General features: G+C 66.4%; 23 protein-coding genes and 1 tRNA gene. 10 read left to right on the top strand and 14 right to left on the bottom strand.

Annotated elements, in window-relative coordinates; all coding sequences use genetic code 11:
• Positions 1-75: 75 nt before the first annotated feature.
• The 8 genes from asd to LOC60_RS02095 all read right to left on the bottom strand — a co-directional run bounded on the left by asd (position 76) and on the right by LOC60_RS02095 (position 8,655).
• Positions 76-1,218, bottom strand: coding sequence for an aspartate-semialdehyde dehydrogenase (gene asd, locus LOC60_RS02130; RefSeq protein WP_230021267.1), 1,143 nt, complete (start codon positions 1,216-1,218; stop codon positions 76-78).
• 10 nt (positions 1,219-1,228) lie between these two features.
• Positions 1,229-1,909, bottom strand: coding sequence for a dihydrofolate reductase (locus LOC60_RS02125; protein ID WP_230021264.1), 681 nt, complete (start codon positions 1,907-1,909; stop codon positions 1,229-1,231).
• A 10-nt stretch (positions 1,910-1,919) separates the two neighbouring features.
• Positions 1,920-2,723 carry a thymidylate synthase gene (locus LOC60_RS02120; protein WP_331460765.1) on the bottom strand — a complete coding sequence of 268 codons (804 nt, stop codon included), beginning with the start codon at positions 2,721-2,723 and terminating at the stop codon, positions 1,920-1,922.
• A 19-nt stretch (positions 2,724-2,742) separates the two neighbouring features.
• Positions 2,743-3,516 (bottom strand): DUF1648 domain-containing protein, encoded by a 774-nt coding sequence (locus LOC60_RS02115; protein ID WP_230021261.1) that lies wholly within the window; start codon positions 3,514-3,516, stop codon positions 2,743-2,745.
• Between the two features lie 104 nt (positions 3,517-3,620).
• Entirely contained in the window at positions 3,621-4,586 is a 966-nt protein-coding gene (locus LOC60_RS02110) for an NUDIX hydrolase (RefSeq protein WP_230021258.1), read from the bottom strand.
• Positions 4,586-6,811, bottom strand: coding sequence for an RNA degradosome polyphosphate kinase (locus tag LOC60_RS02105; RefSeq protein ID WP_230021255.1), 2,226 nt, complete (start codon positions 6,809-6,811; stop codon positions 4,586-4,588). The genes LOC60_RS02110 and LOC60_RS02105 overlap by 1 nt, the downstream gene beginning before the upstream one ends.
• 88 nt (positions 6,812-6,899) lie before the next feature.
• Positions 6,900-7,889, bottom strand: coding sequence for a mycothiol synthase (gene mshD / locus LOC60_RS02100; RefSeq protein WP_230021252.1), 990 nt, complete (start codon positions 7,887-7,889; stop codon positions 6,900-6,902).
• 61 nt (positions 7,890-7,950) lie between these two features.
• Positions 7,951-8,655, bottom strand: coding sequence for a winged helix-turn-helix transcriptional regulator (locus LOC60_RS02095; protein WP_230021238.1), 705 nt, complete (start codon positions 8,653-8,655; stop codon positions 7,951-7,953).
• A gap of 142 nt (positions 8,656-8,797) precedes the next feature.
• On the opposite strand from LOC60_RS02095, the gene LOC60_RS02090 reads away from it, so the two are divergent.
• The 4 genes from LOC60_RS02090 (at position 8,798) to LOC60_RS02075 (ending at position 12,017) form a co-directional block, all read left to right on the top strand.
• On the top strand, positions 8,798-9,541 hold the full coding sequence (locus LOC60_RS02090; protein ID WP_230021236.1) for a hypothetical protein: 744 nt from the start codon (positions 8,798-8,800) through the stop codon (positions 9,539-9,541).
• 274 nt (positions 9,542-9,815) lie between these two features.
• On the top strand, positions 9,816-10,415 hold the full coding sequence (locus LOC60_RS02085; protein ID WP_230021233.1) for an FABP family protein: 600 nt from the start codon (positions 9,816-9,818) through the stop codon (positions 10,413-10,415).
• 53 nt (positions 10,416-10,468) lie between these two features.
• On the top strand, positions 10,469-11,560 hold the full coding sequence (gene ygfZ, locus LOC60_RS02080; RefSeq protein ID WP_230021230.1) for a CAF17-like 4Fe-4S cluster assembly/insertion protein YgfZ: 1,092 nt from the start codon (positions 10,469-10,471) through the stop codon (positions 11,558-11,560).
• A 55-nt stretch (positions 11,561-11,615) separates the two neighbouring features.
• Complete coding sequence (locus LOC60_RS02075; protein WP_230021221.1) at positions 11,616-12,017, top strand: ankyrin repeat domain-containing protein; 402 nt, start codon at positions 11,616-11,618, stop codon at positions 12,015-12,017.
• A 7-nt stretch (positions 12,018-12,024) separates the two neighbouring features.
• On the opposite strand, the gene LOC60_RS02070 is transcribed toward LOC60_RS02075, so the two are convergent.
• The 5 genes from LOC60_RS02070 to LOC60_RS02050 all read right to left on the bottom strand — a co-directional run bounded on the left by LOC60_RS02070 (position 12,025) and on the right by LOC60_RS02050 (position 16,227).
• Positions 12,025-12,741: a GNAT family N-acetyltransferase gene (locus LOC60_RS02070; protein WP_230021218.1), complete on the bottom strand. Its 717-nt coding sequence runs from the start codon at positions 12,739-12,741 to the stop codon at positions 12,025-12,027.
• 164 nt (positions 12,742-12,905) lie between these two features.
• Positions 12,906-13,937: a 6-phosphofructokinase gene (locus tag LOC60_RS02065; RefSeq protein WP_230021216.1), complete on the bottom strand. Its 1,032-nt coding sequence runs from the start codon at positions 13,935-13,937 to the stop codon at positions 12,906-12,908.
• Between the two features lie 70 nt (positions 13,938-14,007).
• A complete protein-coding gene (locus LOC60_RS02060) occupies positions 14,008-14,250 on the bottom strand; it encodes a PspC domain-containing protein (protein ID WP_230021214.1) in 243 nt (80 codons plus the stop codon).
• A gap of 85 nt (positions 14,251-14,335) precedes the next feature.
• On the bottom strand, positions 14,336-14,716 hold the full coding sequence (locus LOC60_RS02055; RefSeq protein WP_230021213.1) for a hypothetical protein: 381 nt from the start codon (positions 14,714-14,716) through the stop codon (positions 14,336-14,338).
• 2 nt (positions 14,717-14,718) lie between these two features.
• Positions 14,719-16,227, bottom strand: a complete 1,509-nt coding sequence (locus LOC60_RS02050) for a PspC domain-containing protein (protein WP_230021211.1) — start codon at positions 16,225-16,227, stop codon at positions 14,719-14,721.
• A 134-nt stretch (positions 16,228-16,361) separates the two neighbouring features.
• Here LOC60_RS02050 and LOC60_RS02045 point away from each other — a divergent pair, with 134 nt between their 5' ends.
• Positions 16,362-17,708: an ATP-binding protein gene (locus LOC60_RS02045; RefSeq protein WP_230021209.1), complete on the top strand. Its 1,347-nt coding sequence runs from the start codon at positions 16,362-16,364 to the stop codon at positions 17,706-17,708.
• Positions 17,708-18,370, top strand: coding sequence for a LuxR C-terminal-related transcriptional regulator (locus LOC60_RS02040; protein WP_230021206.1), 663 nt, complete (start codon positions 17,708-17,710; stop codon positions 18,368-18,370). The genes LOC60_RS02045 and LOC60_RS02040 overlap by 1 nt, the downstream gene beginning before the upstream one ends.
• Positions 18,371-18,373: 3 nt before the next feature.
• Here the strand turns inward: LOC60_RS02040 and LOC60_RS02035 are convergent, their stop codons facing one another.
• Positions 18,374-19,594, bottom strand: a complete 1,221-nt coding sequence (locus LOC60_RS02035) for a pyridoxal phosphate-dependent aminotransferase (RefSeq protein WP_230021204.1) — start codon at positions 19,592-19,594, stop codon at positions 18,374-18,376.
• A 283-nt stretch (positions 19,595-19,877) separates the two neighbouring features.
• Between LOC60_RS02035 and LOC60_RS02030 the strand changes: the two genes are divergently transcribed.
• The 4 genes from LOC60_RS02030 to rplK all read left to right on the top strand — a co-directional run bounded on the left by LOC60_RS02030 (position 19,878) and on the right by rplK (position 21,746).
• A tRNA-Trp gene (locus LOC60_RS02030) sits at positions 19,878-19,950 on the top strand.
• A gap of 84 nt (positions 19,951-20,034) precedes the next feature.
• Complete coding sequence (gene secE / locus LOC60_RS02025) at positions 20,035-20,316, top strand: preprotein translocase subunit SecE (RefSeq protein ID WP_230021202.1); 282 nt, start codon at positions 20,035-20,037, stop codon at positions 20,314-20,316.
• A gap of 95 nt (positions 20,317-20,411) precedes the next feature.
• Complete coding sequence (gene nusG, locus LOC60_RS02020; RefSeq protein ID WP_230021194.1) at positions 20,412-21,185, top strand: transcription termination/antitermination protein NusG; 774 nt, start codon at positions 20,412-20,414, stop codon at positions 21,183-21,185.
• A gap of 129 nt (positions 21,186-21,314) precedes the next feature.
• Positions 21,315-21,746, top strand: coding sequence for a 50S ribosomal protein L11 (rplK, locus tag LOC60_RS02015; RefSeq protein ID WP_230021192.1), 432 nt, complete (start codon positions 21,315-21,317; stop codon positions 21,744-21,746).
• Positions 21,747-21,793: the final 47 nt, after the last annotated feature.

Below are 21,793 nucleotides of genomic sequence, written 5' to 3'. Positions count from 1 at the left end.
CCCGCGCGTTCGCCCGGTTTAACGCAGTCCGGGTCCGCTCCACGCCGGGAGCGGACCCGGAACGGGAACCGAAAATCAGAGGTTGCCCGTGGCGATACGCAGCATCCGGCGCAGCGGTTCGGCGGCACCCCAGAGCAGCTGGTCGCCGATGGTGAAGGCGCTGACGTACTGCGGGCCCATTTCCAGTTTGCGGATGCGGCCCACGGGGATGTCCAGCGTTCCGGTGACCGCCACCGGCGTCAGCTCGGCCATGGTCGCTTCCTTGGTGTTGGGGACCACCTTGGACCACTCGTTGTCCGCGTCGATGAGCTTTTCAATCTCGGCCACGGAGAGATCCTCCGTGAGCTTCAGGGTCAGGGCCTGCGAGTGGGAACGCATGGCACCGATGCGGACGCACAGGCCGTCGAACGGAATCCGCCCGTCAGCCCCGCGGCCCAGGATCTTGTTGGTTTCCGCGCCGCCCTTCCACTCTTCCTTGGACATGCCGTTGCCCAGGTCCGCGTCGATCCACGGGATGACGGATCCGGCCAGCGGAACGCCGAACTGGGAGGAGTCCATGGACGGGTTCCTCTGCTGGGCCAGGACGGCACGGTCGATCTCCAGGATGGCCGACGCCGGATCCGCGAGGTTGGGTGCCACGGCGGCGTTCAGCGCGCCGAACTGGTTCAGCAGTTCACGCATGTGCCGGGCACCGCCGCCGGAGGCCGCCTGGTAGGTCATGGACGTGCCCCACTCCACCAGGCCGTTGCGGAACAGTCCGCCCAGCCCCATGAGCATGCAGGACACGGTGCAGTTCCCGCCCACGAAGTTCTTCACGCCGCGGGCCAGGCCGGCGTCGATCACGTCGCGGTTCACCGGGTCCAGCACGATGATCGCGTCGTCATTCATACGCAGCGTGGAGGCAGCATCGATCCAGATGCCGTCCCAGCCTGCCCCGCGCAGCTTAGGGAAGATTTCCGCCGTGTAGTCCCCGCCCTGGGCGGTGACGATGATCGGCAGCTTCGCCAGCGCGTCGACGTCGTACGCATCCTGCAGCGGTCCGGCGCCCGGCGCGAAGGCCGGCGCAGCACCGCCGGCGTTGGAGGTGGAGAAGAATACGGGGTTGACCAGGCCAAAGTCGCCCTCGTCCTGCATGCGCTGCATCAGCACGGAGCCGACCATGCCGCGCCAGCCAACAAAACCTGCACTGGGAAAAGCGGGAATGGAGGAAGAAGTCATGGTTTCCACTCTAGGCCAGCGGTGCTGCGGCGTCTTGGTTCTCTGCGTCACGGTCCGCTGCGTCAGGGTCCCGTGTCCAGAGGGCGATCCGGTACCGGGTGCCGTTCGCAGCCGTGTACCAATCGGCGGCCGGGCTGACGCCGGTGAAGGTCCAGTCCGGCCCCAGGGCAGGGGCGAAGGTGTCGCCTTCGGTTTCCAGGTCAATGACCGTCACCACTGCGGTGTTGGCCACGGGAACGGCCGCTTCGTACAGCTGTGCGCCGCCGATGATCCAGATCTCTCCGCTGCCGGGGCTGGCGCCGGCGGTTGCCAGGGCCTCCTCGAGGGAGCCGACGACGACGGCGCCCGCGGCCTCGTCCCGCAGTCCGGCACTGGAGGACACTACGATGTTCGTCCGCCCGGGCAGCGGACGGTAGGCGGCCGGGAAGGATTCCCAGGTTCGGCGGCCCATGATCACCGGGTGCCCCGCCGTCGTCGCCTTGAAGTGCGCCATGTCCTCGGGCAGGTGCCACGGCATGCCGCCGTCGCGCCCGATGACGCCGTTCAGGGTCTGCGCCCACACCAGGCCGATGAGGGGTTCGCCGTCGGGTACCGTGCCGCGCCTGGCGAGGACCTGCTCCAGGTCCTCGCCCTCCTGGGCAGGGCCGCCCACGGGGAAGTAGCGGGTGGGGCTGGGGGTTGGGGAGCTCATGCAGGTCCTCTCAGACGGCAATCGGCGCTTTGATGCCGGGGTGGTGCCGGTAGTTGAGGACCTCGAAGTCCTCGAGCGTGTAGTCGAAAATGCTCTCCGGGGTGCGGCGGATGCGCAGCTGGGGATACGGGAAGGGCTCGCGGCTGAGCTGCTCGCGGACCTGGTCCACATGGTTGTCGTAAATGTGGACGTCGCCGCCGCTCCAGACGAATTCGCCGGGCTCCAGCCCGGTCTGCTGGGCGACCATCAGGGTAAGGAGCGCGTAGGAGGCGATGTTGAACGGAACGCCGAGGAAGGTGTCCGCCGAACGCTGGTACAGCTGGCAGGACAGCTTTCCGTCCGCCACGTAGAACTGGAAGAGGGCGTGGCAGGGCGGAAGTGCCATGTTCTCGACCTCGGCCGGGTTCCAGGCCGTGACGATGTGGCGGCGGGAATCCGGGTTGTTCCGGATGCCTTCCACCAGCTTCGCGATCTGGTCGATGTGTCCGCCGTCGGGGGTGGGCCAGGAGCGCCACTGGACGCCGTAGACCGGGCCCAGTTCGCCGTCGTCGTCCGCCCATTCGTCCCAGATGCTGACGCCCTGCTCCTGCAGCCAGCGGACGTTGGAGTCGCCGCGCAGGAACCAGAGCAGCTCGAGGGCAACGGACTTGAAGTGCACCCGCTTGGTGGTGATCAGGGGGAAGGATTCGCTCAGGTCAAACCGCATCTGGCGGCCGAACACGCTCCGCGTGCCGGTGCCGGTGCGGTCCGACTTCTGCGTGCCGTTGGCCATGACATCGCGCAGCAGGTCTTCATAGGGGGTAGGAATACTCACCCCGCCAGTCTAGAACAGGTCAGCGTGCCAGCAGCGGGAGTGCGATGCCCGCCACAAGGGCGGCTGCGCTGATCAGCAGGATGACGAGATAGAAGGCCAGGCCGGCAGGGCGCCCGGCATTCACGGTCCAGCCCGCCCCCAGCCGTTTGGGGACCAGGATGCGGGGATCTGTCCGGTTAATGTAGATGCCGGCCCGCCAGTGGCTGCGGTCAGCCATGCCGGCAACGGGGGAGGAGTCCGTGCCCTTCGGCAGGGAGGTTCCTGTCCCGATGCCCGCCGCCGAGACTTCCCGGCGGTAACGGCGCAGGGCCAGCATCCCGGTGCCGGCCATCGCCAGGATCAGGGCCAGCGTAGGGAGCGCGAATTCCCAGACGCTGCCGTCCGGCGGCAGGAGCCAGCCGCGGAGGGCGAACCAGGCGAGCAGCAGGCTCAGGCTAAAGGTGGTTGCCCCCAGGAAAAACTGGGTCGCCCGGATATTTGCGGTCTGGGCCACATGGCCGGCGTCCGGCTGCAGGTGCCCGGACGCCGCCGCCCGCGGCGTAACGGCGGCAGTACCCAGCAGGAACAGCACCAGCGCCGCGGTAATCAGCGGCACCGAGAAGACGGACCAGAAGGACTTATGCGCAAAACTGTCCGCTTTCCCTGCCCCGTTCCAGTGCACGGGCAGGGTCTCCGGCAGGTCCGGGTAGAGCACCATTCCGGTGCCGGCGAGTGCCGCAACCACCAGGCCGGAGGCCAGGTACCAGCCGTAGGCCGGCCCGGGTGCCGCGGCCTGTTTGGTTGTGTCCGTCATGTTTGGTGTCCCCCTTCTGTCCCCCGTCGCGGGGCCAGGCTAGCAAAAACGCACCCGGCCGGGTGTCCGGGACCGTGCACGTGCAGTAACGGCCCGCTTCACAGTCAGTCGTCGAAGGCCCGGTATTTTTCCAGTGAAACGATCCGGCCCTCATCTGCGCTGCTGACCTGGCAGATAACCGACTCGCCGGGGGCCAGGTACGGATCCTTTGCCGGCAGCCCGGCAGCCATGTCCGCCGGCATATGCGCGGCCAGCACATCGAAGACCAGGGGCAGCACCGGCCGGTGCGTGCAGACCGCCACGGGCCTGGCCTTATCGAACAGGCCCTCGACGGCGTTGCGGGCCTTGCCGGGCTTGCGCCTGGCATTGTGCTCGGTGAGTGCATCAACGGTCTTGAACTTGGCGCCCTCTGCCTTTACGTACGGGCGGACGGTCTGCACGCAGCGCAGCCAGGGGCTGGAGACCACCCGCTTGGGGCGCCAGGCAACCAGCAGCCGCGAAACGGCCATGGCCTGCCGCAGGCCCGTGGCGACCAGCGGCCGTTCGCCCTCGGCGCGGGTCCACGCGGAACGGGGCTTGGCCTTGGCATGCCGCACCACGATCAGCGGCCAGGTCCGCAGGCGCTGCTCGTCGTAAGCGAGGACCAGTTCCTGCAGCGGCAGCTTGTCCGTGGGGTTGGTGAGTGCTTCGGCTGCCTCTACCGGGCTGCACCAGCGCGTCCCGTCCACTTCCTTGCCGTCCGGCCGTGCCTTGTCCGAGTCCACGTGGGACGCCCAGTAGTGCACCATCTTCATGCCCGAGGCGACCGGATAGACGGTGGACGGCAGCGGAATCCCCAGGCTGATCCGGAGCCCGACTTCCTCCCGGACCTCGCGCACGGCGCATTCGGGAGTGGTTTCGCCGTCATCCAGCTTGCCCTTGGGCCAGGACCAGTCGTCATACCGGGGGCGGTGGATCATGAGGACCTGGAGTCTGCCCTCACGTACCCGCCAGCACAGGGCCCCCGCGGCGACCACCTTGACCGGCGGGTCCTGCCGCACTGCGGGGGCCGGAGCCTGAACTGCCTCCATCAGCGCCGGGCCACCGAGCGCTGGCGGGAGCGGGATGCCAGCAGCCAGGACTGCACGTCCAGCAGCGGGTTGCCTTCCTCATCCTTGTGGTGGCGGGTCCAGGTACCTTCCGGATCCAGGTGCCAGCTGGCCGTCCCCGGGTCCAGGTAGCGGTCCATGAGGGCGATCAGGTCGGCGACGTCGTCGCGGGCCACGAGCTGGACCAGGGCTTCGACCCGGCGGTCCAGGTTCCGGTGCATCATGTCCGCGGATCCGATGAAGACCACCGGATCCCCGCCGTTGGCGAACGCAAACACGCGGGAGTGTTCCAGGAAGCGGCCGAGCACGGAGCGGACGGTGATGTTCTCGCTCAGCCCGGGGACACCGGGGCGCACGGAGCAGATGCCGCGGACAATCACGTCCACCTGCACCCCGGCCTGGGACGCACGGTAGAGGGAATCGATGATTGCCTCGTCCACCATGGAGTTGACCTTGATGATCACCCGCGCGTTCAGCCCGGCCTTCTTATTGGCGATCTCCCGTTCAATCCGGTCAATCAGGCCGGACCGGACCGAGCGCGGTGCCACAAGCAGGCGCTTGAACGTGGACTTCGGAGCGTAGCCGGAGAGCTGGTTAAACAGCTTCGTGAGGTCTTCGCCCACCTGTTCATTGGCGGTCAGCAGCCCCAGGTCCTCGTAATAGCGGGCGGTGCGCGGATGGTAGTTGCCGGTGCCGATGTGGCAGTAACGGCGCAGCCCGTCCACTTCCTGCCGGACCACCAGGGACAGCTTGCAGTGCGTCTTCAGGCCCACAATGCCGTACACCACGTGCACGCCGGCCTGCTCGAGCTTGCGGGCCCAGGAGATATTGGCCTGCTCGTCGAACCGGGCCTTGATTTCCACCAGCGCGAGGACCTGCTTGCCCGCCTCGGCGGCGTCGATCAGCGCGTCCACAATGGGTGAATCGCCGGAGGTGCGGTACAGCGTCTGCTTGATGGCCTGCACCCGGGGATCGGCGGCAGCCTGCTCCAGGAAGGCCTGCGTGGACGTGGAGAAGGAGTCGTACGGGTGGTGCAGGAGGATGTCCCGGCGGCGCATGGCGGCGAACACGTTCGCCGGCTTGGAGGTCTCGGATTCCTTCAGGTGCCGGTTGGTGTGCGGCACCTGCTTCGGGTAGTGCAGGTCCGGCCGGTCGATCCGGCTGATCCCGGACAGGCCGCGCAAATCCAGCGGTGCGGGCAGGACGTAGACCTCGTCCGATTCCACTCCCAGTTCGCGTTCGAGCAGCTCCCGGATGTTCGGGTTCATTTCCGGAGTGACTTCCAGGCGCACGGGCGGTCCGAAGCGGCGGCGCAGCAGTTCCTTCTCCAGGGCCTGGAGGAGGTTCTCGGCGTCGTCCTCTTCCACCTCGAGGTCTTCGTCGCGGGTCACCCGGAAGGTGTAGTGCTCAATAACGTCCATGCCGGGGAAGAGCTGGTCCAGATGCTGGGCTATAACGTCTTCGAGCGTAATGAACCGGGCGGTGCGGCCGGCGACGTTGCCGGCGCGGGGACCGTCCACGGAGATCAGGCGGGGAAGCTGGTCCGGAACCTTGACGCGCGCAAAGAACTCCTTGCCGCTGACGGGGTTGCGCACCACCACTGCCAGGTTCAGTGAAAGGCCGGAGATGTAGGGGAAGGGATGGGCAGGGTCCACCGCGAGGGGAGTCAGGATGGGGAAGACCTTCGCCGCGAACTGCTTGTGCAGGCTCGCCTTTGCCGCTTCGTCCAGCTCGTCCCAGCTGACCAGGTAAATCTGCTCCTCGGCCAGGGCCGGCCGGATCTGCCGGGCGAAGACGTCCGCATGGCGCTGCTGCAGCTGGTAGCCGGCGGCGACGATTTCCTCGAGCTGTTCAATCGGGCTCTGGCCGGCGGCGGAGGGAACCGCGAGGCCGGTGGCGATGCGGCGCTTGAGGCCGGCAACCCGGACCATAAAGAACTCGTCGAGGTTGGACGCGAAGATGGACAGGAAACTTACCCGTTCCAGCAGGTACAGCTCCGGATCTTCGGCCAGTTCCAGGACCCTGGCATTGAAGTCCAGCCAGCTGATCTCCCGGTCCAGGAAACGTTCCGGCGAGATCTCTCCACTGGGAACAAGCGCTGGACCGAAGTCCGGGATGTCGATGCGGTCCTGGGTGGCCCGCGGTGCCGACATGGCCTCTGCGGACCCGAAGGTCGACCGGGGCTCGGCGTCGGTATCGAAACTCATAGTGTCTCCTGAGGTGCTGGCGGCGGATCAGGGCAGGCGGTACGGGCGGACCGCCTGGCCCTGCAAACAACATTACAAGCTGCGCTCCCTATGCGGGGGCGTACATCACGTCCTGGTCCCAGCGGACAAAGCCGAGGCGGCGGTACAGGGCAACGGCGGCGGTGTTGTCGGCGTCGACATAGAGCATCACGGCGTCCAGCCCCGCAGCGTGCAGGTGCTCGATTCCCGCGACGGTCAGTGCCTTGCCCAGTCCTCTGCCCTGGGCCTCGGGGGAAACGCCCACCACGTAGACCTCACCGATGGCCGGGTGTCCGCCGGTGCCGGGATGGACCTTGGTCCAGTGGAATCCAAGGATCTTTCCCTCTTCGTCCACGGCCAGGAGGAAGCCTGCCGGATCAAACCAGTCCTCGTCCATGCGGGCCTGCAGGTCCGACAAGCTCATGGAGCCCTGCTCGGGGTGGTGGGCAAATGCGGCGGCGTTGGCCTCGAGCCAGGCGCTTTCGTCGCGGCCCGGTTCAAAGGAACGCAGTGTCACCCCGGCGGGGAACTGCGCCGCAGGCAGGGAGGCGTTGGAGCGGCTCAGGCGCATCTTCCAGAGGTCGCGCACCGGGCGGTAGCCAAAGCGGGCAGCGAGCTCCACTGCTGCTTCATGGTTTCCGTGCGACCACGCTGCCGGCCGGGGATCGCCGTCGCCGGCGGAAGGGACAGCCCGCACCGAGTCCTGCACCGCGGCGGCAAGCGCCGTGCCGACGCCCTGGTTGCGGTAATTCGGGTGCACCACCAGCTCCAGCACGCCCGCATCCTGCGGAGTTTCGGAGACCAGGACGGCGACACCGGCGAGCCACTGTCCGCTGCCGGTATCCGGACCGGAGTCATTGGCGTAGGTGGTGAAGACGGAGAGCGTGTCCGGATCGGCGTCGGGAGAGCGCAGGTCCACGAGCGTCTGTTCGGACAGCGGCGGGTTGCCGTCGGAGTCCTGCGCGGCGGACGCCAGCTGCAGGATGTCGGACAGGGCGGCGGGCTCGGGCGTGCCGCGGGTTTCGACTACGGGCCAGGCTGTCTGCGGTTCTTCACTCATGCCGAAAGCCTAGCGCGGCCGGTGCAGCTGTGCAGGGCGGCCGCCGCACCGAAGCCACGGGTCAGGCATCCTGGCTGGCGGCCGCCGTCGTTTCCGCCCGCGACCGCGTGAACCGGTACCCGACGTTGCGGACCGTACCGATCAGGGTCTCATGGTCCGGTCCCAGCTTTGCCCGCAGCCGCCGCACGTGCACGTCAACGGTCCGGGTGCCGCCGTAATAGTCGTAGCCCCACACCTCGTGGAGCAGCTGGTCGCGGGTGAAGACGCGGCCGGGATGCTGCGCCAGGTACTTAAGGAGTTCAAACTCCTTATAGGTCAGGTTCAGCGCCGTGCCGTTCACGCGGGCGGTGTAGCTCGCCTCGTCAATGACGACGCCGGAGGCACGGATCTCGGTCGACTGGGCCTCCGCCGGGCCGGCGCCGCGTGCCGAGGCCAGGCGCAGCCGCGCTTCCAGCTCGGCGGGGCCGGCGGAATCGAGGATGACGTCGTCGGCCAGCCAGTTGGGGGCGACGGCGGCCATTCCCCCCTCAGTGAGGATCAGGATCAGCGGGGTGCCCAGCCCGGTGGCCTTCAGGAGCTGGGTCAGGGAGCGTGCACCGACGAGGTCCCTGCGGGCATCCACCAGGATCACTTCGCTGGGATCGGTATCCAGCAGGGCGGTCGGTTCCGCCGGCACCACGTGCACCTTGTGGTTAAGGAGTTCCAGGGCAGGCAGGACGTCAACTGAAGAACCGGAACTGTTGGTCAGGAGCAAAATGTGCGACATAGGTCCTCCGAGTGTTGGGCGCACACCGTTGGGCACGTTTCTTCGCCGATCCGCTTGGCTTGAAGTGATCGAAAGTATACCCATCGAAGGAACGGGCCTGTCGCTTTTCTTCTGGACGCCGTAATAAGGCAGGATAACTAGGGTGAAACTTTGGAGCTTAGCGGTGCCGGCGGCGCTCGCCATTATCGGTATCGTGACCGCTTCCTATCTGTCTGTGCCCGCCGTGGCAGTGCTAAGCGGCGTGGCGGCCGTCCTGACCGGCGTCTGCTGGCCGCACCTGATAGGCGTGCCTACCCGCAGGACGCAGGGCGCGGCGCTGGGATTCGTGGGTGCAGCGGCAGTGGTGGCAGCGTACTTCGCGCCCGCCGCGGCCATGCTGACCTGGCTGCCCGCCGCCGTCGCCGTCGGTGTCGGTGCCGTTTTCCTGATTCAGCTGCTCCGCGGCACCGGGCAGGCGCACCGGCTTGAGTCCATTGTCGGCATCATTTCCGGCGTGCTGGTTACGGCCCTGGGTTCGGGCTGGGTGGCTGCCGCCCGTCTGGCCGGCACCGACGGCGATCCGGCGCTCCTCACTGTGGCGGGCAGCGCCGCACTGGCCGCGGTCTGCGTGTCCCTGATTCCGCTTCCGGACCGGATGGCGGCACCCCTTGGCCTGCTCGCCGGCGGCCTGACCGCCGCCCTGACGGCACTGGTGGTCGCAGGCGTTGCCTGGCAGGCGGCCGCCTTCAGCGGCGTGGTGATTGCCGCCGTCGTGATGGCCTTCCGCCGGCTGGCCCTTTCCCGCCGCGACGAGTCCAATGCCGCCGGACGGCTGGCCCTTGGCCTGGCTCCGGTCCTTGTCCTGGGATCAGTGGTTTACTTCCTCGGGCGTCTCCTGGTCCCCTGAGTCCGGCGCGCCCGGGTTTTGCGCCGAAGCGGTTTTTGCCCGCAGGTGCCTGTCGTGATCGAATGGCGGGAAGGAAACTGTTCCTCCCGCGCGTTAGGATGTAGCCATGGTTGCTCTCGAAATTTTCTTTATTGCCCTGCTGGGCATCACCGGCCTCGCGATGGCCGGATTCGCCGCACTGGTTATTTCCCGCCTGTACAAGGGTCAAAAGTAAACACCGGCCAGAAGTAAACCGGCTTCGCCCCACCCGTAATACCGAAGGACAGGTCCCGCCATGCCAATGGAGATCCCCACCGATCTGACCCCGGAGCTGGTACCGCTGTCCTGGCTCCTCGGCACCTGGGAAGGGTCCGGACGCCTGGGGGAAGGCGAAGCCGAATCGGAGCACTTCGCCCAGAAGGTGACGTTCACCCAGAACGGACTGCCGTACCTGCAGTACACCGCGGAAAGCTGGCTCACCGATGAGCAGGGCACCCGCCTGCGGCCACTGGCGGTGGAGACCGGATTCTGGGCACTCGACCGGCCCCTGAACGACGCCGACGGCGGCCCCGGCCTGGTTCCCGCGGACATTGTGCCGGCGCTCCGCAGCGCGGACGAGGTCGAAGAGCTGCGCAACGACGCCGGCGGCTTTGACATCACGGCAACCATCGTTCACCCGGGCGGCATCGCCGAGCTCTACTACGGCCAGATCAAGGGACCGCAGATCCAGCTCACCACCGATCTGGTGATGCGCGGCGTGAACTCCAAGGAATACTCCGCAGCCACCCGCATCTACGGGTTGGTCAACGGCGACCTGTACTGGCGCTGGGACGTTGCCTCCGAGGGCGAAGCCCTCAAGGCCCACGCCTCGGCAATCCTGAAGAAAAACCCCTGACAACAAAGCGGTCCGAAGGAATAGGCCCGCGCCGCTAGGACGTTGCACCTGTCATGACGCATTCCAGCCCCCTGCTTGCCCGCCACGGTGCCGTTGAAGCCGGCGGCCTCGACGCCGGTACGGCCTCTCACTACGGTGATCCGCTGCGTGAGCAGCGCAACCTCGCCCGCGGCAGCGCCGTCGTCGACCTTTCCTTCCGCGGCGTGGTTACGGTGTCCGGTCCTGACCGGCTCAGCTGGCTGAACACGCTGTCCTCCCAGCAGGTGAGCGACCTGCAGCCCGGTGTGAGCTCTGAACTGCTGCTGCTCAGCGTGCAGGGCCGGATCGACTACGACGCACGGATCATTGACGACGGTGCCACCGCGTGGCTGCTGGTCGAGTCCGCCGAAGCGCCCGGACTGACCGAGTGGCTGCAGCGGATGAAGTTTATGCTCCGGGTTGAAATCGCTGACGCTACGGACCAGTGGGCGGTGGCAGGGGCCACCGCCGAGGTGCCGCAGTGGGAGCAGTACCTGCGCTGGACCGATCCCTGGCCGCACATCGGAACCGGCGGATTTGCGTACACCGCAGTGCCGGAAGACGCCCACCCGGGGTTGGAACGGCCGTGGTACGAATACCTTATTCCGCGCTCAGAATTCGAGGCCGCCATAGACGCCTCGGGGCGCACCCTTGCCGGTTCCATGGCTTCCGAGGCGCTGCGCATCGCCGCCTGGCGGCCGCGGCTGGGCGCGGAAACGGACGAGAAAACCATTCCGCATGAGCTGGACCTGATCCGCACCGCCGTGCACCTGGCCAAGGGCTGCTACAAGGGCCAGGAAACCGTTGCACGGGTCCACAACCTGGGGCACCCGCCCCGCCGGTTGGTGTTCCTTCAGCTGGACGGTTCCCAGCACACCCTCCCGGCCGCCGGCAGTCCGGTAATGCTGGGGGAGCGGCAGGTAGGAACACTCACCTCCGTCGGTGGGCACTATGAAATGGGGCCGGTGGGCCTGGCTGTGGTGAAGCGGTCCGTCGACCCGTCCGTGCAGTTGGTTGTGAACGACGACGGCGAGCTCTACGCTGCCGCACAGGAACCCATCGTGGCGCCGGATGCCGGCGCGGTGGTGGGACGTGCCTCGGGCTTCCTGAAAGCACCGCGGCGCTGACCGCAAGCTTCTTTTCCCGATTGACAGCCAGAAAATCAATACCTCCAGGAGCGCCATGAGCACCCCCGATTCCCGTCCCGAGATCGACAACGACATCATTGAGCTCGCAGGCATGGTGTTTGATGCTGCGCGGGCCGGCGACACAGAAGGGATCCGCCGCTATCTTGATGCAGGCGTGCCCGTAAACCTGACGAACGGCGCGGGAGATACCCTCCTGATGCTCGCCTCGTACCATGGCCACGCAGAGCTGACCGCACTTCTGGTCGAGCGCGGTGCGGATGTCAACACGCAGAATGACCGCGGCCAGACACCGCTTGCCGGTGCCGCGTTCAAGGGGTACGTGGAGATCTTCCGCATCCTGGCGGAAGCGGGTGCGGATCCCGACGCCGGATCGCCCACGGGGCGGGATACGGCCGGCTTCTTCAAGCGGCAGGAAATGCTGGACCTGCTCGGCTAGGGCGGCCCTAGGCGGTCAGGGCCACGGAAGTGCGGCTCCCGGCGGGGATAAACCCGGATCCCACAGCGGTCCTGGCTGCGCCGATGTTGTCGAGGCGCGCCCGCCACTGCGGGATCAAGCCGCCTGCCATAGCGTCCTCGAGCGCCACGGAGCTGATGTAGCTGCCCAGCCCGCGCAGCCGGTAACCGGGTGCAGTAAGCACGCTCATATCCGCCAGGATTCCGTCGGTGATGCTGTAGCCGGCACCCGCAACGGGACGGGGCTCGTCGACGGAATCGTCCATCAGGACGAAAACCTCTTCCTTACCCGCCAGGCCGGCCTCCGCCACATCGTCCGGCGGGCACAGCCGTTCCAAGGCGACGGCGAGATCCGGCTCGTTGCTGACGGCAAGCTCCTCGAGGGGAACGAGGCTCGGAAAGGCATCTGCGAAAAACAGCTGTTCGGCGCCCAGGACCCGGCCGCCGTGTTCCATGGACATCTGGATCAGCCCGGAGTTGCGGGTAAGCTGCGCGGCGCTCTGTGTCCGGGCACGCTCCGCGGCCCACTCGGGGCCGCTGAACACTTCGGCGCCGAACAGGCGCAGGAAACACGCGGTATCGGCCTGTTCCTGGACACTGTAGATGCGTTCGCCGGCATCCGTTTCCGCCAGGGCGTTGTCCGCCAGGCCCAGATGGCGGCACCAGGCCAGCTGGATGATCGCGATGGTTCCCGAGTCCAGATTCATGGTTTTCAACCTACACCGCCGTATGTACACGCATGCAAACGCCCTGCCGCCCCATATGGAATCCTCAGCAAATACACAGAATCGCTGACGGAATCCGCGCAACGCGCCGGATTTTCCGGTATTCGGGATGGGCGGTCGGGGCGGGAACAGCAGGGCGGGCGGCCCTAGCCGAAGAGGATGGCGGCCTCGTCGTAACGGTGGTCGGGAACCGTCTTGAGGTTGCCGAGTGCCTTTTCGAAGCCGACACGGGCAATGTCAGTACCGTGCAGCGACACCATGGTTCCCCACAGGCCGTCCACTACCGAGTCCACGGCTGCCATGCCCAGCCGGGTGGCCAGGACCCGGTCGAAAGCTGTCGGCACGCCTCCGCGCTGGATGTGGCCCAGCACCGTGGCGCGGGTTTCGATGCCGGTCCGGGCCTCGATTTCCGGCGCAAGCAGTTCGCCGATGCCGCCCAGCCGCGGACGGCCGAAGCTGTCGAGGCCGCGTTCGGAGTGCGGCATTTCCATATCCGTAGTGACAAAACCCTCGGCAACCACCACCAGGGGTGCGCGCCCGCGGTCGCGGGCATCGCTGACCCACTGGGAGATCTGCTCAATGCTGACCGGATGCTCGGGAATCAGGATGGCGTGGGCACCGGCTGCCATGCCTGAATGCAGCGCGATCCAGCCGACGTGCCGGCCCATCACTTCGGCCACCATGCAGCGGTGATGGGATTCGCCCGTGGTGCGCAGCCGGTCACAGGCCTCGGTGGCAATTTCCACCGCGGTATCGAAGCCGAAGGTGTAATCGGTGGCATCAAGATCGTTATCCACGGTCTTGGGCACGCCCACGATTTTCAGCCCGGCGTCCGTCAGACGCTGTGCGGCAGCCAGGGTGCCCTCGCCGCCAATGGCGATGATCGCATCTATGCCCAGCCGCTCCAGCGTGGCCTTGATCTTCTCCGGCCCGCCGTTCGGACCCTCAAACGGGTTGGTGCGGGATGTCCCGAGGATCGTGCCGCCCTGCTTGGAGATGCCGCGGACGCGGGAACGGGGGAGATCCATGATGTCGCCGTCGACGACGCCGCGCCAGCCGTCCCTGAAACCGACGAACTCAATGTCCTCATATTCCTTGATGCCTTTCAGGACGGCACCGCGGATCACGGCGTTCAGGCCGGGGCAGTCGCCTCCGCTGGTGAGGATACCGATTTTCATGTCATTACCCCTGGATCTGCTGGCGGTGATTGGATCTTGCCTTGATTCTAGCCAGCCATCGGGGCAGCGACTAAGCGCGGGGACTCACCAGGCTCTGCAGGAGGATGCTTCCGTCCGCTTTCGGCAGCAGCAGCCAGGCCACCAGATAGGTTCCTATCCCCACGAAGGGCAGCAGGAAACTCAGGAGGACGCCGATCCGGACCAGGGACACATCCCAGCCGTAGGTCGCGGCAATACCGGCGCAGATTCCGCCGAGCCAGCCCTTCCGCCGTTTTATGGGGGAGGAGCGCAGGATGCTGAAGAACTTTTCCATGTACTAAGCCTTATCTGGTGGTGTCGAAATAGGGAAATGAGTCACGAACTGACATGCCGGCCTGTCTGGGCCGTGAAGGAACACTTTAGCGGGACCGGCTCCGGCCGGAGAGGAAGCCGCCCGCCAGGAGGGCCAGGCCGGCACCCAGGGTGATGCAGAGGACCAGCAGGACCGGATCCACTGAGAGGCCCGCGGTGTTCGTCAGCAGCAGGAGCACGGCCAGGGCGGTGAGGACCAGGCCCCAGACGACGGTGCCCACCCGCAGGTCGCGCCTCGGAACGGCGGCCGGTGAGTCAGCGGTGTCTGCCGCCGGTGCTGCCGGAGTACCGCGGCCCTGCGGGCGGGTTTCGGCACTGTCCGGATTCTTTTCCGCTGCCGGTGCCGCCGGCACTTCTTCGCCGGTGCTTCCGATGCTTCCGGGCCCGTACTGCCGGCCCAGGTAGTCCCTCTCGTTGTCCTGTTCCATGGCTAGAGGTCGCTTTCTTCAGTAGTGACGAGTACGTTGCCCGCGAGTCCGCGGACGTCAATGGTGATCCGGTCTCCGTCGGCGTCGTCGTTGAGGGTGCGCTCGTCGGACGGCTGCCACAAGCCGCTGTATTCGTGCCGGTCCGACCCGTCGTTTACCTCAACGTTTCCCGCAGCCATGCCGTACCTGATGGTTACCGGCGAATCGTCGGGAACGAGGATGTCCAGGTTCCCTGCGGCGACGCTGGCGGGGATTTCGAAGTTCCCCGTACTCTCGGTCCCGCGCAGGTCGACTGTCCCGTTGGCGGCGATCAGGGTGTAGCCCCCGCTGGCCTGGGCAGCGTCCTGCGGCACCCAGTCCATATCGCTGGCCACCAACAGGTTGGCGTTGACCATGCTGCCCTGGGCCAGGAGGGAGGCGACGAGCACTGCCACTGCCGCCGTGCCGATCCCGCTGGAATGCCTGCCGACCACGCCCAGGATCACGATGCCGATGCCCAGGACGGCAGCGGCCGCTGCCAGCGCCACTGAAACCGCTGAGCCCAGCGAAAGGACGTGGACGTAGTCCAGGGCAAGGAGTGCGCCCCCGGCCAGCAGGGCGGCTCCGAACAGGGCCGCCGTGTAGGAACCCGGGGCTCCCGGAGCGCGGGCGCGCTTTGCCTCAGTTGTGCATTGCGCGTCCTTCGGGCCGGCCGGCGGGCACGGCACCGGGCCGGAAGGGACAGCGCCGGAAGGGACAGCGCCACTTCCAGGGACAGTGACGCCGGCAGCTTCAGACCCGGCAGGACCAAAGCCGGTACCTGCAGCGGGCATGCCGGGTTTGGCAAGCGTTACGGGCTTGCCGGGACGGGTGCCGGAGGCCGTGTCCGGAGCGCTGCTCGGAGTGTCAGCGGCTCCTGCGGGTCCCGGGCCGGTGTCCGAACCGGTTCGGTGGCCGGGAAGGTGCGGCCGGCCCTTCGTCGTGGAAAACCAGTAAATGGCCGCTACGCCCGACCCGATCCAGAACAGGGTCCAGACGACGGCACCGAACCAGCCGTCGTCGCCCAGGAAAGAGGCACCGGGTCCGCCTATGCCCAGTACCGTGAAGATGAGTGCCCCGGTCATGCCCGATGTCCAGGTTCCGCGCCCCGCTTCTTCCAGGTGGATCCGGCCGTCCGGTTCCGGGAGCAGCGCCCAGGCGATGCCGTAAACCAGTAGACCGATCCCGAAGACGCCCAGGACAACAAACAGTCCGCGCACAAGGACAGGGTCGAATCCGGTCCGCGCGGCGATCCCCGTGGCGACGCCGCCGAACCAACGGTCCCCGCCGCGCGTGATGCCAAGCGACCGGATCCAGTTGAAGAAACCGCTGTGGAATCCGCCGGATGCGCCGGTGCCTGCAGGACCGGTGCCGTCCGAACCGGCATCGGCCGAATGGCTGCCTGCCGGGAGGGCGTTCTGTTCGGCAGAAGCCGAAGCAGATTGCGATGCGGGGTCTTGGGCCCCGGGATCAGGTGATGGGGAAGGATTCATGGTTCCAGTCTTCTCCCGCCGCAGCCGTACCGCATCAGGGACTACCCTGAGCCGGCCCTGAACCTGCCCCTGAAGAATGGAATTCCTGCCCCCGGGGCCGGTCCCCGGCACCTCCCGCGTGCTTGGATAGGTCCATGAGAGAACCCTTGGTTCGCCCCCGTGACCGGATTATCGCCGGCGTATGCGCCGGACTGGCAGCACATCTGGGCTGGCCGGTGAAGCTGACCCGGATCATCATGGCCGTGCTGGTGCTGGGCGCCGGCAGCGGCTTCATCCTCTACGCGTGGCTGTGGATCATGGTTCCGACCCAGGAGGAGCAGGAGAAGAAGGAGCAGGTCCAGGCCAGCCCGCGCAGTATTGCCGAGAACTACGCCAGGCAGCTCCGCGAAGGCACAGCCCCCCGTCCGGGGCCGCGAAAGGCAGGGCGGCGGGAGGTAGCGGTGGGCCTTGCCCTGCTGCTGGTGGCTGCGGCCTTTATTGCCCAGCGTCTGGGAGCCGACCTGAACTGGGGCCTGATTGTCCCGGTCGCCGCGATTGCGGGTGGTGCGGTCCTGGCCTGGACCCAGCTCGACGAGAGCCGTCGGGCCGGGCTGATGAACAGTGCCGGAGCGGACCGCACCTCCGGCCTGATCCGCCTCGCGGCCGGCCTGGTGCTGGTGGTGTCCGGGGTGCTGGCGGTGATCTCGGGGGCGGTGAGCTGGGATCTCCTGATATCGGGGCTGCTGGCCTCCGCCGCGGTGCTGGCCGGGGTGGCACTGGTCTTCACACCGTGGGCGGTAAAGCACTGGCGGGACCTGGAAGCCGAGCGGTCCGGACGGATCCGGCAGACGGAACGGGCTGAAATTGCGGCACATCTGCATGACTCGGTCCTGCAGACCCTGGCCCTGATCCAGAAACGCGCCGGCTCCGAGCAGGATGTGGTCCGGCTCGCCCGGGCCCAGGAGAGGGAACTGCGGCAGTGGTTGTACACCGACCATGCCCGGGCCGAAGACCACCTCGTGGAGTGCCTGCGCCGGATCGCCGCCGAAATCGAAGACGCCTACGGACACCCGATTGAGCTGGTGGCCGTCTCGGACGCAGAGCTGGATGAACGGACCGAAGCCCTTGCCTCCGCCACGCGGGCGGCCGTGCTCAATGCCGCCCAGCATGCCGGCGGCACCGTTTCCGTTTATGTTGAATGCAGGCCCGAGCAGCTTGAAGTGTTTGTGCGGGACCGCGGGTCAGGCTTCGATCTGGACACGGTGCCGCCGGACCGGATTGGTGTGCGGGGCTCCATCATCGGACGGATGCAGCGCGCGGGAGGCAGCGCCGCCATCCGCAGCACGGCGGACGGCACCGAGGTGCAGCTGGTGCTGCCGCTGCCGAAGGGGCCGGAAAACGGGTCCTCCGAGCCGGGCGGTGCGGCAGGCAGCACGGCAGACGGCAGGGCAGCAAAGAAGAACCATCAGAGCCACGTATCGAGCAACGGAGCACAACCTTAATGACGATCCACCCCTCCCCGCCGGTCGACGTCGTGGTGGTTGACGACCACGCCATCTTCCGTTCCGGCCTCCGCGCTGACCTCGATGCCCGGATCAATGTGGTGGCGGAAGCCGACAGTGTTGAAACTGCGGTTGCCGTGATCACCGCCCGGCGGCCCGCCGTCGTCCTCCTTGACGTCCACCTTCCCGGCGGCAACGGCGGCGGCGGCGCGGAAGTGCTGGCGGGGTGTGCCGGGCTGCTCGGGGTGACCCGGTTCCTGGCGCTGAGCGTCTCCGATGCCGCGGAAGACGTGGTCACCGTAATCCGTGCCGGTGCCCGCGGCTATGTCACCAAGACCATTTCCGGCCCGGAGATTTCCGACGCCGTCCTCCGGGTGGCAGGCGGCGACGCGGTGTTCTCTCCGCGCCTGGCCGGTTTCGTGCTGGACGCCTTCGGCACGGCAAGCGTGGCCGCGGTGGATGACGAACTGGACCGCCTGTCGGCCCGCGAACTGGAAGTCATGCGGCTGATTGCCCGCGGCTACAGCTACAAGGAGGTGGCCCGTGAGCTGTTCATTTCCGTGAAGACCGTGGAAACCCACGTCTCCTCGGTGCTGCGCAAGCTCCAGCTTTCCTCGCGCCACGAGCTCACCCGCTGGGCCGCGGACCGCCGGCTGCTTTAGTCCTTACCGGCCCTTGCCGAGGAAGTCCTGCAGCCGCTCCATGCCGGTGGCGAGGTCGTCGTCGCCCAGGGCGTAGGAGAGGCGGAGGTAGCCCGAGGGGCCAAACGCTTCACCCGGAACCACTGCAACCTCAACGGTGTCGAGGATCAGTGCCGCCAGCTCGGCCGAGGTCTGCGGCCGGACCGGGCCGTCCTTGCCGGGGAACTCGCGTCCGAGCAGTCCGCGGACATCCGCGTAGGCATAGAACGCGCCTTCGGGCATGGGGCATTCGACGCCGTCGATCGAGTTCAGGGCCGAAACCATCGCGCGGCGCCGCCGGTCGAAGGCCTGCTTCATTTCATCCACGGCCGTCAGCGGGCCCGACACAGCTGCCAGGGCCGCCATCTGCGACACGTTGGAAACGTTGGATGACAGGTGGGACTGCAGGTTGGTGGCGGCCTTGATGACGTCCGCCGCGGCGATCATCCAGCCGACCCGCCAGCCGGTCATGGCGTAGGTCTTCGCAACGCCGTTGAGCACAACCACCTTGTCCCCAAGCTCCGGCGCGGCCGTGGCGATGGAGGTGAAGGGCACGCCGTCGTACGTCAGGTGCTCGTAAATCTCATCCGTGACCACCCACAGCCCGTTTTCCGCCGCCCAGCGTCCGATTTCGGCGACCTGCTCCGCGGGGTACACGGCACCGGTGGGGTTGGACGGGGAAACGAAGAGCAGCACCTTGGTGGCTTCGGTGCGGGCGGCTTCGAGCTGCTCGACGCTGACCAGGTAACCCCGCTCCGGTCCGGCGAAGACCTCCACCGGAACACCGCCAGCCAGCCGGATGGCCTCCGGGTAGGTGGTCCAGTACGGGGTGGGAACAAGTACTTCGTCGCCCGGGTTCAGCAGCGTCGCGAAGGATTCGTAGACGGCCTGCTTGCCGCCGTTGGTCACCAGGACCTGGGCGGGGTCAACGGCGTAGCCGGAATCGCGCAGGGTCTTGGCCGCAATGGCCTTCTTCAGCTCAGGCAGCCCGCCTGCGGGGGAGTAGCGGTGGAAGCGCGGCTGGCGGGCGGCGTCCACGGCGGCGTCGACAATGTAGTCCGGGGTGGGGAAATCCGGTTCCCCCGCGCCGAAACCGATCACGGGGCGCCCGGCGGCCTTTAGCGCCTTGGCCTTGGCATCCACTGCGAGGGTTGCGGACTCGGCAATGGATGCGATGCGCTCTGAAATACGGCCGGTGGAAGACATGGGATTCCCGTCTGGTGTGTGGCGGCGGCTTACATTTGCCGCGTCGGTCCTGCCGGACGACGGCGGCGTTCCCCCAGTTTAGGCGCTCGGAAACTCCGCCGCAGGTCAGCAGGGCACTCCGTGGCGGGGTGCCGGTTCGACGGGAGGGGAAAATTTGCGTAGACTGGTTCTTCGGTGGTTGAGCACACCACGCTGCTTTGTGCCTTTCGGTCGGAATGATTTGCGAAATAATCTCCGGTTCGTTGCGGCTACAATGGTGGCGGTAGGGTGAGTTTTCCTCCATAGGGTAGTGGCGCAATTGGTAGCGCAGCGGTCTCCAAAACCGCAGGTTGCAGGTTCGAGTCCTGTCTGCCCTGCGCAGAACTGTCATTTCCGGCAGCTCAGCAGTCCTTCATGGAATGAGCAGTCCCAGCGCTTGCTGTGATTGTGAACCGACACAGATGAGTGAGGCGAAGGTGACCGAGACAGCTGCCAGCAGCTCCAAGGGACACCCCTCCAGCGGGCCCAGGAAGCGCGGGTTCTTCGCCGGTATTGCTCTCTTCCTTCGCCAGGTGATTGCCGAGCTGAAAAAGGTGGTCACCCCCACCCGCAAGGAACTGCTGAGGTACACGCTCGTTGTCCTCGCGTTCGTGATGGTGATGATGCTTATCGTTACGGCTCTCGACTTTGCCTTCGGCAGGGGCGCACTGTGGATCTTCGGCTCGGGCGGCGGCGAAAGCTAGCCAGAGACTTAAGGTTCCGCCCCCGGGCACGGAACCGGAGACCATGAGCTAGTGACAAACCCGATAGTGCTCTGAAGAAGAAAGCAGGAATCTACGTGTCCGAGCAAGAACTCGAATCACAGATCAATGACAACGCTGATCTGGATACCGAGGATCAGATGACCGCAGCCGACGTCGACGAGGCGCCCGCTGCTGTTGATGCTTCGGCCGACGAAGAAAACGCAGCCGAAGAGGCTGCCGATTCCGCAGAAGACGCTGAGCCCGAGGAAGATCCGGCTGTTGCCTTCAAGGCAAAGCTGCGCCGCCAGGAGGGTGACTGGTACGTCATCCACTCCTACGCCGGCTACGAAAACCGCGTGAAGTCCAACCTTGAGACCCGCATCCAGACCCTGGACATGGAAGAGGACATCTTCGAAATCCAGGTCCCGATGGAGGAAGTCGTCGAGATCAAGAACACCACGCGGAAGATCGTCAACCGCGTCCGCATCCCCGGCTATGTCCTGGTTCGCATGAACCTCACCGACGAGTCCTGGGGCGTTGTCCGGCACACCCCCGGCGTCACCGGCTTCGTGGGCAATGCACACAACCCGACTCCGCTGAGCCTTTCCGAGGTGTACTCGATGCTCGAGCACACGATCGTTTCGCCGAAGACCGAGGCCGGTAAGCCTGCACAGCAGCAGTCCTCCAACATTGCCGTGGACTTCGAGGTCGGCGAGCCCGTAACGGTCAACGAAGGCCCGTTCGAAACGCTCCAGGCCACCATCTCGGAGATCAAGCCCGAGTCCCAGCAGCTGGTGGTCCTCGTGACCATCTTCGAGCGCGAGACGCCTGTGACCCTTGGCTTCGGCCAGGTCACCAAGCTCCAGTAGCTTTCAGATTTCGCTGCCCGCAGGTCCGCTTTAACCTGCAGGCAGCGTCCGGCCACCAAGCCATGGCGGCCAACACCCCGGACGGACGCTCCTGTCCTTCGGGAACATAATTTAGAGAAGGACCCTTTCATGGCCCCCAAGAAAAAGGTCACCGGCCTCATCAAGCTGCAGATCAACGCAGGTGCCGCCAACCCGGCTCCTCCGATCGGTCCGGCACTTGGCCAGCACGGTGTCAACATCATGGAATTCTGCAAGCAGTACAACGCTGCAACGGAATCCCAGCGCGGCAACGTTATCCCGGTGGAAATCACCGTCTACGAAGACCGTTCCTTCACCTTCATCACGAAGACCCCTCCGGCTGCACAGCTGATCAAGAAGGCTGCCGGTGTCGCCAAGGGTTCCGCAACCCCGCACACCACCAAGGTTGCCAACCTGACCCAGGCACAGGTCGAAGAGATCGCCACCATGAAGATGGAAGACCTCAACGCCAACGATGTCCAGGCAGCTGCCAAGATCATCGCCGGCACCGCCCGTTCGATGGGCATCACGGTACAGGGCTAAGTCCCCGTACTGGTTTCACTTTCAAATAACTGCCGCCGCCCCTAACG

It is taken from the genome of Arthrobacter sp. zg-Y769, assembly GCF_020907405.1.
Lineage (GTDB): Bacteria > Actinomycetota > Actinomycetes > Actinomycetales > Micrococcaceae > Arthrobacter_B.
This window is presented reverse-complemented; position numbering and strand designations above follow the sequence as displayed.

Excerpts from the sequence above, each read along its gene's own strand:
- LOC60_RS02060 (WP_230021214.1), bottom strand. The coding sequence starts at position 14,250 with ATGGAAAAGTTCTTCAGCATCCTGCGCTCCTCCCCCATAAAACGGCGG.
- LOC60_RS02055 (WP_230021213.1), bottom strand. The coding sequence starts at position 14,716 with ATGGAACAGGACAACGAGAGGGACTACCTGGGCCGGCAGTACGGGCCC.
- LOC60_RS02105 (WP_230021255.1), bottom strand. The coding sequence starts at position 6,811 with ATGAGTTTCGATACCGACGCCGAGCCCCGGTCGACCTTCGGGTCCGCA.
- LOC60_RS02045 (WP_230021209.1), top strand. The coding sequence starts at position 16,362 with ATGAGAGAACCCTTGGTTCGCCCCCGTGACCGGATTATCGCCGGCGTA.
- LOC60_RS02050 (WP_230021211.1), bottom strand. The coding sequence starts at position 16,227 with ATGAATCCTTCCCCATCACCTGATCCCGGGGCCCAAGACCCCGCATCG.
- ygfZ (WP_230021230.1), top strand. The coding sequence starts at position 10,469 with ATGACGCATTCCAGCCCCCTGCTTGCCCGCCACGGTGCCGTTGAAGCC.
- asd (WP_230021267.1), bottom strand. The coding sequence starts at position 1,218 with ATGACTTCTTCCTCCATTCCCGCTTTTCCCAGTGCAGGTTTTGTTGGC.
- LOC60_RS02035 (WP_230021204.1), bottom strand. The coding sequence starts at position 19,594 with ATGTCTTCCACCGGCCGTATTTCAGAGCGCATCGCATCCATTGCCGAG.
- LOC60_RS02095 (WP_230021238.1), bottom strand. The coding sequence starts at position 8,655 with ATGTCGCACATTTTGCTCCTGACCAACAGTTCCGGTTCTTCAGTTGAC.
- LOC60_RS02115 (WP_230021261.1), bottom strand. The coding sequence starts at position 3,516 with ATGACGGACACAACCAAACAGGCCGCGGCACCCGGGCCGGCCTACGGC.
- LOC60_RS02040 (WP_230021206.1), top strand. The coding sequence starts at position 17,708 with ATGACGATCCACCCCTCCCCGCCGGTCGACGTCGTGGTGGTTGACGAC.
- LOC60_RS02065 (WP_230021216.1), bottom strand. The coding sequence starts at position 13,937 with ATGAAAATCGGTATCCTCACCAGCGGAGGCGACTGCCCCGGCCTGAAC.
- LOC60_RS02110 (WP_230021258.1), bottom strand. The coding sequence starts at position 4,586 with ATGGAGGCAGTTCAGGCTCCGGCCCCCGCAGTGCGGCAGGACCCGCCG.
- LOC60_RS02085 (WP_230021233.1), top strand. The coding sequence starts at position 9,816 with ATGCCAATGGAGATCCCCACCGATCTGACCCCGGAGCTGGTACCGCTG.
- secE (WP_230021202.1), top strand. The coding sequence starts at position 20,035 with ATGAGTGAGGCGAAGGTGACCGAGACAGCTGCCAGCAGCTCCAAGGGA.
- mshD (WP_230021252.1), bottom strand. The coding sequence starts at position 7,889 with ATGAGTGAAGAACCGCAGACAGCCTGGCCCGTAGTCGAAACCCGCGGC.
- LOC60_RS02070 (WP_230021218.1), bottom strand. The coding sequence starts at position 12,741 with ATGAATCTGGACTCGGGAACCATCGCGATCATCCAGCTGGCCTGGTGC.
- LOC60_RS02125 (WP_230021264.1), bottom strand. The coding sequence starts at position 1,909 with ATGAGCTCCCCAACCCCCAGCCCCACCCGCTACTTCCCCGTGGGCGGC.
- LOC60_RS02075 (WP_230021221.1), top strand. The coding sequence starts at position 11,616 with ATGAGCACCCCCGATTCCCGTCCCGAGATCGACAACGACATCATTGAG.
- rplK (WP_230021192.1), top strand. The coding sequence starts at position 21,315 with ATGGCCCCCAAGAAAAAGGTCACCGGCCTCATCAAGCTGCAGATCAAC.